The organism is Myxococcus vastator (assembly GCF_010894475.1).
In the GTDB taxonomy this organism is placed as follows: Bacteria; Myxococcota; Myxococcia; order Myxococcales; family Myxococcaceae; genus Myxococcus; species Myxococcus vastator.
In genome coordinates this window covers 1-11,407 of sequence record NZ_JAAIYB010000271.1, presented here as the reverse complement: position 1 = coordinate 11,407, position 11,407 = coordinate 1, and the positions used below count along the sequence as shown (strand labels likewise).

Genomic DNA, 11,407 nt, shown 5'->3' with positions numbered 1-11,407 from the left:
CCGCGGGGCGGGTGGGGGTGAAGCGCGCGCTGATGTTCGCGCTGTCGGTGTACATGGGGGTGACGTTCCTGGGCTACTTCATGCGCACGCCGGCGCACTTCTTCGCGCTCGCGTTGCTGGTGGGCATGGTGCAGGGCGGCAGTCAGGCCTTGAGCCGTTCGCTCTTCGCGCAATTGGTGCCCCGGGACAGGGCGGCGGAGTTCTTCGGCCTCTTCAGCGTCTTCGAGAAAGTCACCGCGGTGGCGGGCCCGCTGGTGTTCGCGGCCACGGTGGAGCTGACGGGCTCCAGCCGGCAGGCGGTGCTGTCCCTGCTCTTCTTCTTCGTGACGGGCGCGGCGGTGCTGTCCCGGGTGGACGTGGCCGAGGGGCGACGCGCGGCCCGGGACGCGGAGGCGCGGGCAGGGTGGCGCGGCGACGTCGCACCGGAGGCCACCTCGGCCCTGGAGGGCGCGCCGGAGACGGGCCGCGGCGCCTGAGCCGTCAGGGCTTCCGCGAGTGGGACTGCCCGGGGCGCGGTGGAGCCCGCGTGAGACTGCGGGCGGGCGCTCGGTGGGGGCCGCCGCGCGAGCGGGGCCGTGTGGCGTCGCCACCGGGTGCCTGCCCGGCTGCCCGGCGTTCCACCCGTGCGGGGCTCTGGCCCGGGTGGCCGCCCGCCAGGACGTGGCCATCTTCGCCCCTGGGGAGGTGCATATGGTCGTTGGATTCTTGGCGTCGCGGCCGGGGCGGTGGCTCCGCATCGTGACGGGCGCTGGGATGGTGGTGGGCGGACTGGCGTCAGGGACGTCGCGAGGCGCGGCGGTGGCGCTCTTGGGCCTGGGGCCCCTGGTGGCCGCGGCCCTGGACTGGGTGCCCATGGCGGCGCTCTTCGGCCTGCCCATGGACGGCCCGACGCTGCGGCGCGAGCTGGGGGTGTCCGACGAGGCGTCGTTGCTGGAGGGCTTCCCTCGCGCGTCCATGCGGGACGTGTCGCCGACGCTGCACTGAAGGACGGCCCGCCGCGTCGGGCCTCAGGGGCTCAGCCCTTGCGGACCTGGAAGGGGATGTCGAGCGTGCCCAGCGGCGCGCCGCTCTCCGCGTCCACGAGCCGGGCCTGGAGCACCACCTGGCCTTCGCGCGAGCCCACGCCCTGGAAGTAGAGGAAGCCCGACATGCGGCCACCGGGCTCGAGCGTCCCCTCCGGCAAGGCCCGTTGCAGCATGTCCCGCGTGGGCAGGGGCTCACGGCACTGGTAGCCGGCGTAGTACGGGTCCGGGTAGTACGGGCCCATGTACGAGCCCACGCCGAAGCCGCCAAACGGCCGGTAGCGCCCGTAGCCCCAGCCCGAGGAGAAGCCCAGCGCGGCCCCCGAGCCTCCCATGCCCTCCTGGCCCGAGATGACGGTGTCTCCCAGCGACAGCGGCGCCAGCGCCGCGTAGCGGAAGCGCGACTGCGTGCCCACGAGTGAGAAGACGTCGTACTGGATGCGCAGGGGGCGCTGGCCGCGGTTCTCCAATTGAATGAAGACGGGCGTGAGGCTGCGCTCCAGGTTCTTCGGCGTGCCCTCCCAGGCCGTGCCATCCGCGACCAGGACGATGCCGTCCGTCGCCGCCTTCGCGGCGTTCGCGTCGCTCTGGAGGACCTGGGCCCCCGGCGAGGGGCGCAGCTGCGTCTGGGCCGCGCACCCCGCCAGGATGAACAGCGCCGCGGTGGGCATGAGGGCTCGCATGGACATTCTCCTCAGGGGTTCATGGGGACACGGGCTCCGCGGCGGCATGGGGCCACGCGGGAGAAGTCAGGGCGCTCCAGTCCTGTCCGCGCGCCCAGTCCTCGAAGGTGTGCCAGCGGACCTCCGGGAAGCGGTGCCGCAGCGTGAGGACGTCGGCCTGGTAGCCCTTGCGGTCCAGCCACTCGTACATGGCGGCCAGGTCCTCGCTGCGCTCGCGGATGTAGTCCAGGGAGAGCTGCTCGTAGTGGATGCGGTGCCCGCTCACCATGGACAGCAGCCCGGCGGCCTGCTGGCCCGTCACCTCGTCGGAGGCGACTTCGATGCGTTGCTCCTCGAAGCGCTCCGGCTCCTCCATGACGCGGACGGAGAAGGCCGCCAGGTCCTCCAGGGCCACCATCTGCAGGCCGCGCGTGGGGGACAGACCCATGGCGAGCACGCCCGCCTTCAGCCCCTCCTCGAACATGCCGCTGGTGAAGTTCTCCATGAAGAAGGTGGGCCCCAGGAGGGTGTAGGGCAGGCCGCTGGCGCGCACGTGCATCTCGATGCGGTGCTTGCTGTCGAAGTGGGGGATGCCCGTCAGGCGGTCCGCTCCGGCCACCGACGAGTAGACGTAGTGCTGCACGCGCGCGAGCCGGGCCGCGTCCGCCAGGTTCTTCCCGTGGCGGACCTCCGCCTGCACGCCGCCCGGGCCAAAGGGCGTGGCGGCGGCGAACATGGTCTCCATGTCGTGGGCGGCGTGGGCGATGGAGTCCAGGTCGTCGTAGTCCCCGACGGCCAGCTCGGCGCCGAGCGACTCGAGCTCCCGGGCGGCGGGGGAGTCCGGATGGTGGACGAAGGCGGTGACGCGGTGGCCGCGCTGCAAGAGCTTCCGTGCGACGGCACCGCCCTGCTGGCCAGTGGCGCCGGTAACGAGCACGGAGCGTGAGAAACCCATGGGCATGTGTGCACCTCGTGACGACAGATGTCCGGAAGTTGGGGATGACGGACGCCGCTGGCGAGCACACCGTGGGCGCATCGAGCCTCACGGCCAGGGGTTGCCGGGCGGCCGGGCCAGCAGGCGGCCTGGGCGTCTGCTGCCTCGCCGCGTCGTTCCGAAGACCTTTGGGGCGCTCGGTGCTTGCTTGGGTGCGGCGCCTTCTCGTGGGAAATGTCATGGTCCCGCTCACGATGAGCAAGCGTGACAAGCTTCAGGACTCCGAGCTGGTGATGGCCGCCCGGGCACTCGACGCGGAGTTGGTGCGCTTCGAAGCCCAGGCCGAGCAGCTCGAGAAGGCGCCACTTCAAGCCGAGAAGCACCTGGAGCGCGCCTCGGCGATGCTGCAGGGGCTGGCGGACCTGGATGAGCAGCTCCGAGGGCGGGTGGCGGCGCTGGTGGGGGCCGTCTCGAAGGTGAGAGACCGGCAGCAGACGCAGGCCGAGGCCATCCACCTGCGCGCGCAGGAGCTCCAGCGGCGCACCGAGGTCTTCAAGGACCTGCTCGTGCGCTACGGCGCCCTGGGACAGAACGCGGGCGAGCTGAACGTGCAGATGCAGCAGTTCGCGCAGCAGCGGCAGGCGGCGAAGACGCCGGAGGAGAACGCCGCGCTGGCGGGGACCTTCCAGGCGCTCCAGGAGCGGATGTCCCAGGTGGCGGACGAGGCCCATTCGCTGGCGCGGGCCGCGGAGGAGCAGGCGTTCCTCGACGTGGGCCGGCAGGCGGACTCCCTGCGTCAGCAGCTGTTGTCGGCGCGGAACAAGATGTCGCTGTTGCAGGCGAGCTTCGGCGGTGGGGCGGCTAGCTGAGGTACGTGGGGGCGAAGTCGTCCGGGCTTTCGATGGGGCGCCGTCCCGAGAAGCCGTCGAGCATGGCGTGCCAGTGGGAGACGGCGGGGTCTCCGAAGCGCCAGCACAGGTAGACTTGCTCGCCGCCCCGGTGGGCGCGGAAGTCCACGAGGCCGTCGGCGCCCTTGATTTCCAGCCCCATCTCCTGGAGTTGGAGGAGCTCGCCGCGGATGCGCTCGAGGAGGGTGTCGCGCTCGTCGCGCAGGGAGGCCAGGCTTGAGTCCTTGGGGTTGGGCGCGGCGCCCAGCTCATCCGCGAGCTGCTGGGCGCGCTCCACCCACGGGCGAACCCGTTCGAAGGTGCGCGTCAACAGCGGCACCAGCCGGTTGGCTTCTTCCACGCTGAAGTAGCGCATCCCCCGAGCATGCATCGGCAGGGCATGCGCCCGCTACTGTCCCGGCGCGCGGGGGCGCAAGCTTGTCGCCCAGTCCGCGCTGGGCTGCGTCACGCGGGGACAGGCCTAATCTATCGGTGGGCGTAATATGTGTATGGGAATGCGGTCAAAACTCATAGGGTCGCAAATTGAATGAGGCATTGGCGTTTCGTTCCGCTCTGCTTGGCGCTGCTCTCGGGCTGTGTGTTGTCGCGCGCGCCTCGGCCCGCGAAGGCGCCGCCTGACGAAGCCGCGCGCTACCGATTTCCCGTGGTGCTACCCACTGATGGGCAGCACGTCCTGCCGGGGGCGATTGCCGCTGCTGTCGCGTTCGCCATGGAGGACTTCCTGCCGCTGGGTGCACAGCCTCGTCGGGGCGCGACTCCCACGGAGGTTTGTGCCTCGCAGCGCCAGTCCTATGACGTGACGGCTGTTCCGGGGGCGGATGCCGTGGTCTTCGTCAGCTTCTCCGCCCGGCCGGACGCCTGCCGCGACATGGAAGGACCTCCCCTGTCGGACGTTCCCATCGTCTACGCCGTGGATACGGCCAGGTGGGTCATTCTCTCTGTGCAGAAGTAGCAGGCGCGCGCGCTATCGGCCGCGCAGCAGGGAGGCGTGATTGTCGCCCAGCCAGCGCTGCGCTGCTTCACGCAGCGGGAACAGGGCTTCGCGCTCACGGAAGGCTGGCGTGTGCTCGGGTGCGCAACGCCCCTCGTTGCTCGTTCCATCGTCGAGGTCCGCGTGCAACATCGCATGGAAGACGAGGTAGTCCACCACGAATGCGGGCACATGCGGCCGGTCCAGCGCGGGATGGATTCGAATCTCTCGCAGCCGCGCGTCATAGCCGCCGACGTGGATGCTGCGACGCTTCGTGCCGGCCGGCTTGCGCGCCCACCCCACGTCCACCTGCACCCGGCCGTCGAACCAGCTCGCGTTGATTCGAGCGAAGATGGCTTGCAGGTCGAAGCAGCGGCCCCGCGTGCGCAGCGGCTTCCCCGGCCGTCGCTCCCGACGGACCCGTTCGCTGTGCGCGTGCGCGTAGGACTCCAGCACCTCGCCCGCCTGTGCATCCGCCCGGCCCGCATAGGCCGCCATGGCCTGCACCACCGCATCCGGCGCGCCAAGGAAGAGGTGATGCACGCGCAGACGCAGGCCTTCTTCTCCCCGACGAAAGCTCACCAGCGTGGCCCGGTTGTCCGTGAGCCGCAGGTGGACCGGAACGCCGAGAATCGAAGACAACCGCCGCGCCAGGTCCGCCGCCAGTGGGAGCGCTTCCTCGCGCACCGGGAGCCGGCTCCGCGCGCCAGTGCTCGCGCGCGGCTCCGTCTCCACGTCCGCGCGCTCAGGCGCCGCCGTGTCGAACAAGCCCAGCTGTGAGGTCGGGTGCGAGGGCATCCACTGTCAAAGGTAAGCCTCCCGGCGCGAGGATTCCAGGAGGATGCTCGCCCCCCGGACGAAGAGGCGCCGCTCGCTGTTCGGAAATGTCGGGGGTTTATCGCCGCCGCCGCTCGCTCAGGACGCGCGGCAGAGCCGGTCCACCCGGTTCAGCATCGTGGGCGTGCGAGACGCTCCATGCATCCGCCGGATGTGCTCCGCCGCCGTGGCCGCGTCCATGCCCGCCGCTCCGACGAACAACGGCCGCAGGCTCTTCCCCCGCACCACGGGCACCGAGGACCCCGTGGTGACATAGGCCGTCTTCGCCACGCCAATGACGGGCACCTCCCGGTTGAGCGCCTCGTACAGGTGCGCCCCCAGCCCGGGCCGGTCCTCGCCGAGCCACGCATAGCCATCCACGATGATGGCCTCCAGTGGCACCTCCACCCGCGCCAGCACCCGGAGCAGGTGCGGCAGCTCGCGGCGGTAGAACTGTCCGGGCTCATAGGGCGCGGCGGCGGGCCCATGCTCCACCAGGTGCGAGGCCTCGTGCCCATCCGCCCAGTTTCGGAACAGCACGCACCCAGCCACGGTGAGCTCGGGGCGGTAGTCCACGTCCACGCAGGCAAGCATCGCTTCGTCCTCCCGACTCAGGGCGCCTGGAAGTCCTCGAAGGAGACCTTCGCGGCGCGAAGTTGCTCCACCATCTCCGGAGAGGGCGCCTGCGTGGTGCGGTAGCGCGGCGGCCACAGCTCCGGCACCGGCGTGAGACATCCGCCCGCGATGCGCTGCACCTCCCGCCACGGCACGGTGAAGAACTCCTCGCCTTCCGCCGTGGGACGCACGGCGACCATGTCCGCCTCCGGCAGCAGGGCGTCCACGTCGTGCGACCAGACACACCAGGAGATGGGGAACTCGTCCCGCTTGCGCGCCGTCGCGCTGTAGCTGGCGACGAACAGGTCCAGCTCCTGTTCCGCATGAAGCGCGTCGAGCGCCTCCTTCTGCGCGCTGTACTCCGCCAGCGCCAGGCGGACGTGGGCCAGCCGCACCCGGTTCGCCAGCGCGTCCTGCCCGGGGTGCACGTAGGGCACCACGCGTCCCGCGTCGTCCACCGTGTACAGGGCGGGCGTCAGGCACCGGGACGCGGCGGCGTACTCGCGCTCGGCGCTCTCGCTCAGCCGTGCCACCAGCTCCGGACGCGCGTCACCCCCGATGAGCAGCGTGGAGCGCTCCGGGAGGACGGCGATGGGCCGGCCCTCCACGCGACCGGCGAAGGACGCGAGGAACCCCGGGCGCAGCAACCGGGACGTCTCGTAGGTGTCGCGCGTCTCCACCGTCCACAGCGGGCCGTGCTCCTCGTCGTAGAGCTCCACGCCTTCGTCCGGAAGGCGGGCCAGGTTCGCGTGGGCCGCCGTGAAGGCCTCCGCCTCGGTGACGCCCCAGGTCTCCAGGTGCCGGCGCTGGACGAACATGGCGGACTCCGGAAGGTCCATCACCAGCAGCTCGCGCAGGAAGGGCAGCGTGCGCCGTCCCACCATCTCCCGGTCCGCCTCCGCGTGCTTCCGCAGCGACAGGCCGAAGGTGGACGCGCGCAGCACGAGCAGCAGCAGCTCGCGGGCCTGCTCCCAGTGGAGCGAATCCGGCGACTCCTGCCACAGCGCGCGCAGGTAGCGCTGGATGAGCTGGACGCGCTGCTCGGGCGGCAGCTCGCGCGTGTCCGCGAAGAGGTTGTCCAGGAAGAAGGTGCCGTCACTCCCGGCGCGGGTGATGTCGAGCCCGTAGTCCTGCGTGCGCCGCGCCACCTTCTCCACCGCCGGGTCGGCGCGCAGCAGGGCCTCCACCTGCCGCATCAGCGCTTCGCGCGGCTCCACCGCCCAGTCCGTGGAGGGGCCGGGAGGAACCTCGGCGGCCGTTGGTGTCTTCCTCCCGAAAAGCCTGCCCCAGAACCCCATGCTCGCTCCCACGTGTGTGTCCGCGGCGAGGTTATGTCCGGTGGCCCGTGGGCTCCACCGGAACACGCAGGTCCTGTCACAAAGCCAGGAACGCGAGCAATGCGCCCAGGTCCTCGTCGGACAGGGTCTCCAGGCTGTAGAGCGGCATGTTGCCCCCGACACCGAAGAACTGGCCGTGCCGCACCTTCTCGATGACGACCAGGGACTTGGGCACGCCAGGGAACAGCGCATCGTAGTCGTCCGTCACCTCCGGCAGAATCGACGCCAGCTCGGTCAGCCGGCCCGCGCCGGTGTGGGGCTCGCCGTGGCAGCTCTGGCAGGCCTCCACGTAGACCTGCTGTCCGCGCGTCACGTCACCGCGCGTGACTTCGACGATGTCCTTCACCACCGTGAAGGGACGGGCCGGCGCGGACGGGCTCGGGCTGATGCTCACCAGGTACTCGTACAGCGCCCGGCTCTGCGGCGAGTCCTTCGGCAGCGGCGTCACGCCCCGCATGAAGTTCACGTAGCAGAAGTTCACCGCGTCCAGCAGGCGCGTCTCGAAGCCGCCCCACCAGCGCTCCCGGAACGCCGAGTCATACAGCGTGTAGCCGGAGTCCATCCGCCCCGCCGGCGCGGTGGGCGTCGTCGCGTGGCACGTCGCGCACGAGAAGCTGTTGAATCCGCTCTCCGACAGCCGCGAGTCGTTGAACAGCACCTCGCCGTACTCCGCCGCCGGCACGCGGCCATCGCCGCCGTCGTCACAGCCCGTCATCACCAGGGCCAGCGCCACCACACCCCATGCCGCGCGCTTCATGGCTGCCCCCACAGGATGCTCACCGAGTCCGGGAAGATGCCCACCTCCACCGTGCCCACCACCGTGCCTTCCTCCAGGTCCACCGCGTGCAACGTGCCCGGCCCCACGTGGTCGCCTTCGCAGACGACCAGGCCGATGCGCTCGTCGGGTGTCAGCGTGACTTGATGCACGTTGAGACAGCCCGCGTCCGCCAACTGCACCTCGCGCAGCACGGTGCCCGTCTCCGGGTCGATGACGGCCAGCGCGTCCACCAACTGGTAGGGCATGTACAGCGTGCGCCCATCCGCGGTGAAGGCGCCGAACATCGGCGGCCCGCGCATCGGCACGGCGCGCTCGGGCACCATGGCGCGCGTCTGGGGATTGAGCACCTGCACCTGCCGGCTGGCCATGGAGCTGACCCAGACCTCGCCTGTGGTGGGGGACTGCGTCAGCGCGTAGGGCTGGTGCCGGGGGGCCACCGCGCCGCCCGAGCCCGCCGCCACCTTCACCCGCGTCACCGGCGTGTCCGCCTCCGCGAGGTCGACGATGGCCACCTCGTCCGACCAGCAGGCGATGTAGGCCGTGCGCTCGTCCGCGGACAGGCGCACCGCGTGAGGCGCGGGGCACACCTCCACCATGGCCTTCCGGGTCATCGTCCGCGCGTCGATGATGGCCAGGTTCGCGTTCATGTCGGATTCGGGGCGGCCCTGGCGCGCCATCTCCGCAATCTTCAGCGTGTCGAAGTGCGTCTGGTACAGCGTGTTCCCATCCGCGGTGATGATGACGTCGCCGGGATTGGGGTTCACCCGCACCGAGCCCACGAGCCGGTTGTCGCGCGCGTCCAGCTTCAGGCAGTAGCCGTCATCCGCGCCCGTGCCGTGGGCCCCATGCGGCCCCGAGCCCCCTCCTGGCACGTAGTTGGAGATGCCGACGTAATAGAAGTCCCCCGCCGGCGACACGGCGGTGTGGTGCGGTCCTTCCAGCTCCACCGGGTTGAGCCCCACCGGCACGCGCGCAAGCTCGCGGAAGTCCGGCGTGCCCACGGTGGCCAGCTCCACCAGGCTCAGCGTGTCATCCAGGCTGTTGGTGACCAGGATGCGTCCGCCGGGGCCCGGCGGTGGAATGAACGTTCCTTCCCGCCAGGGCTCCTCGTGCGCGTAGTCCAGCCCTTCCGGCGGCGTCACGCCCGCCACCCGCGCCGAGCTCTCATCACAGCCGGCCATCAGCAGCGCCAGCGCCGGCATCCACCACGGGGTCCGGTGGCTCATCGCGAATCCTCCATGCGGACGGTGCGGGGTGACTCCAGGCGGTACGGACCTTCCCGCAGCCGGTTCTGGACCAGGTAGGCGCTGGTCACCTGGACGCGGAGGTCCTGGCCCGAGGCCGCACGGAGCGTGTCCCAGGTCGCCGCGTCGAGCCGCCACTCCATGTCCGACGTCAGCAGCTCCACCGGACACCGCCGCCCGGGCACGGTGACCTGCACCCAGTAGAAGTCGCCGGTGACGGACGGCAGGTGCGCCTGGGCGGACGGCAGCAGCAGGTCGCCCAGCCACGCCAGCATGGCCCGGGGTGTCTCGCGCGGGCGGACGGGCGTCAGGGGCGCGTGGGACGGAAGCCGGGAGGCCAGCGGAGAGAACCAGCGCCACGTGGGCGGCGCCGCGTCCGAAGCATAGGCCTGACCTTGGACGGGGGACTCCAGCGTCACCGCCATGGAGCTGTCGGTGGGCCGGCCTTGCGCGTCGACGAACGTGCGCCACGCCTCGTCGGTGGCATCTCCGCTGTAGAGCGGCTCGCCGCATGCTTCGACCGGTGGCGCGTCCTCGCCGCCGTCGCAGGCGGTGCCCAGCGCCAGCAGCGCGGCCGCGCAGGGGGCCCACAGCCGCTTTCGAATCGGGAGTGTCATCAGGAGCCTATCGGTGTGGACGCCGTGGGCCACGGCGCCTCGGGAGGAGGAAGGACAGCAGCAACAGCAGGGGCAGGGTGGGACCCGAGGCGGCGGCGCAGCCACCGGACTTCGGCTCGGGTGGCTGTTGCCCCGCGTCGGCGGTGCCCGCGTCGGGCGTGCCCGCGTCCGGCGGTGGCGGTGGCTCCTCCACGCCACCATCCGGGTAGAGCGGAGCGCCCAGCTGCTCCGCGAGCTGCGGCCAGCGGGCCGGGCACAGGTCCCTCACGGGCGTGCCACGCGGGCACAGCTGCGTGCCCTGGATTTCGTACAGCGCGAAGATGTGCTCCCAGGTGCGGCCCTGGTCCGTGCTGCGCGCCAGGGCCCAGTCGTGCAGCCAGGTGGAGCCGCAGCCGTAGAGCGTCTCTCCGTCGCGCAGCACGCACGCGTTGCCAGTGGGCAGGGGCTGCTTCTCCAGCGGGCCGGTGCTGGCGCCCATGAAGAAGTAATTGAGGGTGCCCACCCAGGCGGTGCCGCCATCGGAGGACAGGTCCATGTTGATGAACGTGTCATCCAGCACCGTCACCTGCGTCAGCGTGCGGCCCCCATCCTCGCTGCGCAGCAGGTGCGTGTAGCCCTGCGCGGACACGCGCACCCACACCCCGTCCACGGCGACGGGGTCCACCGCCACCACCGTCAGCGCATAGGGCCGCAGCAGCTCCGGCAGCGCGTGGGGGAACTCCTGCCAGGTGTCGCCCGCGTCGTCGCTGCGCAGCACCACCATCTGGTTGTTGGAGACGCCCGACACGTAGAGGCGGCGCGGGTCCACCGGGGACACGCGCACCGCGTTCAGCTCCAGCCCCGTGCGCAGCAGCGGCGTGGCGGTCCACGTCTCCCCGCCGTCGTCGGAGCGGTACACGCCGTTGGCGATGCCGGGCCGCCCGGTGACGGCGTGGAAGACGCGGTCATCGGTGGGGTGGGCCGCCAGCCCCGTCACCCAGGTCGACTTGAAGAAGGGGTGCGTGCGCCAGGAGCAGCCCTCGTCCGGGGAGTGCAGCAGCGCGCTGCCGGTGGCGGCGAGGATGTCTCCGGTCTCCCGCCACAGGTAGGCCTCCGGGCGCCATCCGCCATACCCCATGGCATCCGGACACACCCAGCGCCACGTCTTGCCGCTGTCGCGGGAGATGACCGCGCCGAACGTCGTCCCGGAGAAGAAGTCCTGGGGGTGGCCTCGGCGGAGGGTGACGTTGGACGTCTCCGGGAGGCCCGCGTGGGCATGCGCCGCCACTCCAGGCAGCCAGGCCAGGAGGGACGCGATGGTGCTCCAGGCGACCGTGATGCGCGACTTCATGCCAATGGACTCCGGGAGGACGTGCCGGTCTCCCACGTGAACGTTCGCCTCGCCGGAGCATAGCGGGGGCAATCGCTGGCCAGGTGCCTCGCGAGGATGCTCGCCTCCCCGCATGGGGTCTGCTACGCACGGCGCTGTATCCGGCACGTGGAGCGCCCAGGGGGTGGGCACCGG

Annotated in this window: 14 protein-coding genes; 4 read left to right on the top strand and 10 right to left on the bottom strand. The window is 71.2% G+C overall.

What is annotated here, in order from left to right; genetic code table 11:
* Together G4D87_RS24095 and G4D87_RS24090 are read left to right on the top strand one after the other, a co-directional pair.
* On the top strand, window positions 1-476 hold a 476-nt coding region (locus G4D87_RS24095; protein ID WP_163784555.1), incomplete at its 5' end, for an MFS transporter.
* Between the two features lie 214 nt (window positions 477-690).
* Entirely contained in the window at window positions 691-984 is a 294-nt protein-coding gene (locus G4D87_RS24090) for a YgaP family membrane protein (protein WP_163784554.1), read from the top strand.
* A gap of 31 nt (window positions 985-1,015) precedes the next feature.
* On the opposite strand, the gene G4D87_RS24085 is transcribed toward G4D87_RS24090, so the two are convergent.
* Both G4D87_RS24085 and G4D87_RS24080 read right to left on the bottom strand, forming a co-directional pair.
* Window positions 1,016-1,705 carry a hypothetical protein gene (locus G4D87_RS24085; RefSeq protein WP_163784553.1) on the bottom strand — a complete coding sequence of 230 codons (690 nt, stop codon included), beginning with the start codon at window positions 1,703-1,705 and terminating at the stop codon, window positions 1,016-1,018.
* A gap of 19 nt (window positions 1,706-1,724) precedes the next feature.
* Window positions 1,725-2,645 carry an NmrA/HSCARG family protein gene (locus tag G4D87_RS24080; protein WP_163784552.1) on the bottom strand — a complete coding sequence of 307 codons (921 nt, stop codon included), beginning with the start codon at window positions 2,643-2,645 and terminating at the stop codon, window positions 1,725-1,727.
* 227 nt (window positions 2,646-2,872) lie between these two features.
* Here G4D87_RS24080 and G4D87_RS24075 point away from each other — a divergent pair, with 227 nt between their 5' ends.
* On the top strand, window positions 2,873-3,487 hold the full coding sequence (locus G4D87_RS24075; protein WP_163784551.1) for a hypothetical protein: 615 nt from the start codon (window positions 2,873-2,875) through the stop codon (window positions 3,485-3,487).
* Here the strand turns inward: G4D87_RS24075 and G4D87_RS24070 are convergent.
* Window positions 3,480-3,896, bottom strand: a complete 417-nt coding sequence (locus G4D87_RS24070) for a DUF2203 domain-containing protein (protein WP_240358547.1) — start codon at window positions 3,894-3,896, stop codon at window positions 3,480-3,482. The genes G4D87_RS24075 and G4D87_RS24070 overlap by 8 nt on opposite strands.
* A 186-nt stretch (window positions 3,897-4,082) precedes the next feature.
* Here G4D87_RS24070 and G4D87_RS24065 point away from each other — a divergent pair, with 186 nt between their 5' ends.
* Window positions 4,083-4,478 carry a hypothetical protein gene (locus G4D87_RS24065; protein WP_240358546.1) on the top strand — a complete coding sequence of 132 codons (396 nt, stop codon included), beginning with the start codon at window positions 4,083-4,085 and terminating at the stop codon, window positions 4,476-4,478.
* Between the two features lie 12 nt (window positions 4,479-4,490).
* Here G4D87_RS24065 and G4D87_RS24060 read toward each other — a convergent pair whose 3' ends face one another.
* The 7 genes from G4D87_RS24060 to G4D87_RS24030 form a co-directional block, all read right to left on the bottom strand.
* Complete coding sequence (locus tag G4D87_RS24060) at window positions 4,491-5,294, bottom strand: hypothetical protein (protein ID WP_163784548.1); 804 nt, start codon at window positions 5,292-5,294, stop codon at window positions 4,491-4,493.
* 117 nt (window positions 5,295-5,411) lie between these two features.
* A complete protein-coding gene (locus tag G4D87_RS24055) occupies window positions 5,412-5,906 on the bottom strand; it encodes an endonuclease V (RefSeq protein WP_163784547.1) in 495 nt (164 codons plus the stop codon).
* A 17-nt stretch (window positions 5,907-5,923) separates the two neighbouring features.
* Window positions 5,924-7,225 carry a DUF1444 family protein gene (locus G4D87_RS24050; protein ID WP_240358545.1) on the bottom strand — a complete coding sequence of 434 codons (1,302 nt, stop codon included), beginning with the start codon at window positions 7,223-7,225 and terminating at the stop codon, window positions 5,924-5,926.
* Window positions 7,226-7,301: 76 nt separating this feature from the next.
* Window positions 7,302-8,021, bottom strand: a complete 720-nt coding sequence (locus G4D87_RS24045; RefSeq protein ID WP_163784545.1) for a c-type cytochrome — start codon at window positions 8,019-8,021, stop codon at window positions 7,302-7,304.
* Window positions 8,018-9,268 carry a YncE family protein gene (locus tag G4D87_RS24040; protein WP_163784544.1) on the bottom strand — a complete coding sequence of 417 codons (1,251 nt, stop codon included), beginning with the start codon at window positions 9,266-9,268 and terminating at the stop codon, window positions 8,018-8,020. Before G4D87_RS24040 ends, G4D87_RS24045 begins: the two co-directional genes overlap by 4 nt.
* Window positions 9,265-9,903, bottom strand: a complete 639-nt coding sequence (locus G4D87_RS24035) for a hypothetical protein (RefSeq protein WP_240358544.1) — start codon at window positions 9,901-9,903, stop codon at window positions 9,265-9,267. Before G4D87_RS24035 ends, G4D87_RS24040 begins: the two co-directional genes overlap by 4 nt.
* 7 nt (window positions 9,904-9,910) lie before the next feature.
* Window positions 9,911-11,233, bottom strand: a complete 1,323-nt coding sequence (locus G4D87_RS24030; RefSeq protein ID WP_163784542.1) for a WD40/YVTN/BNR-like repeat-containing protein — start codon at window positions 11,231-11,233, stop codon at window positions 9,911-9,913.
* Window positions 11,234-11,407 lie beyond the last annotated feature (174 nt).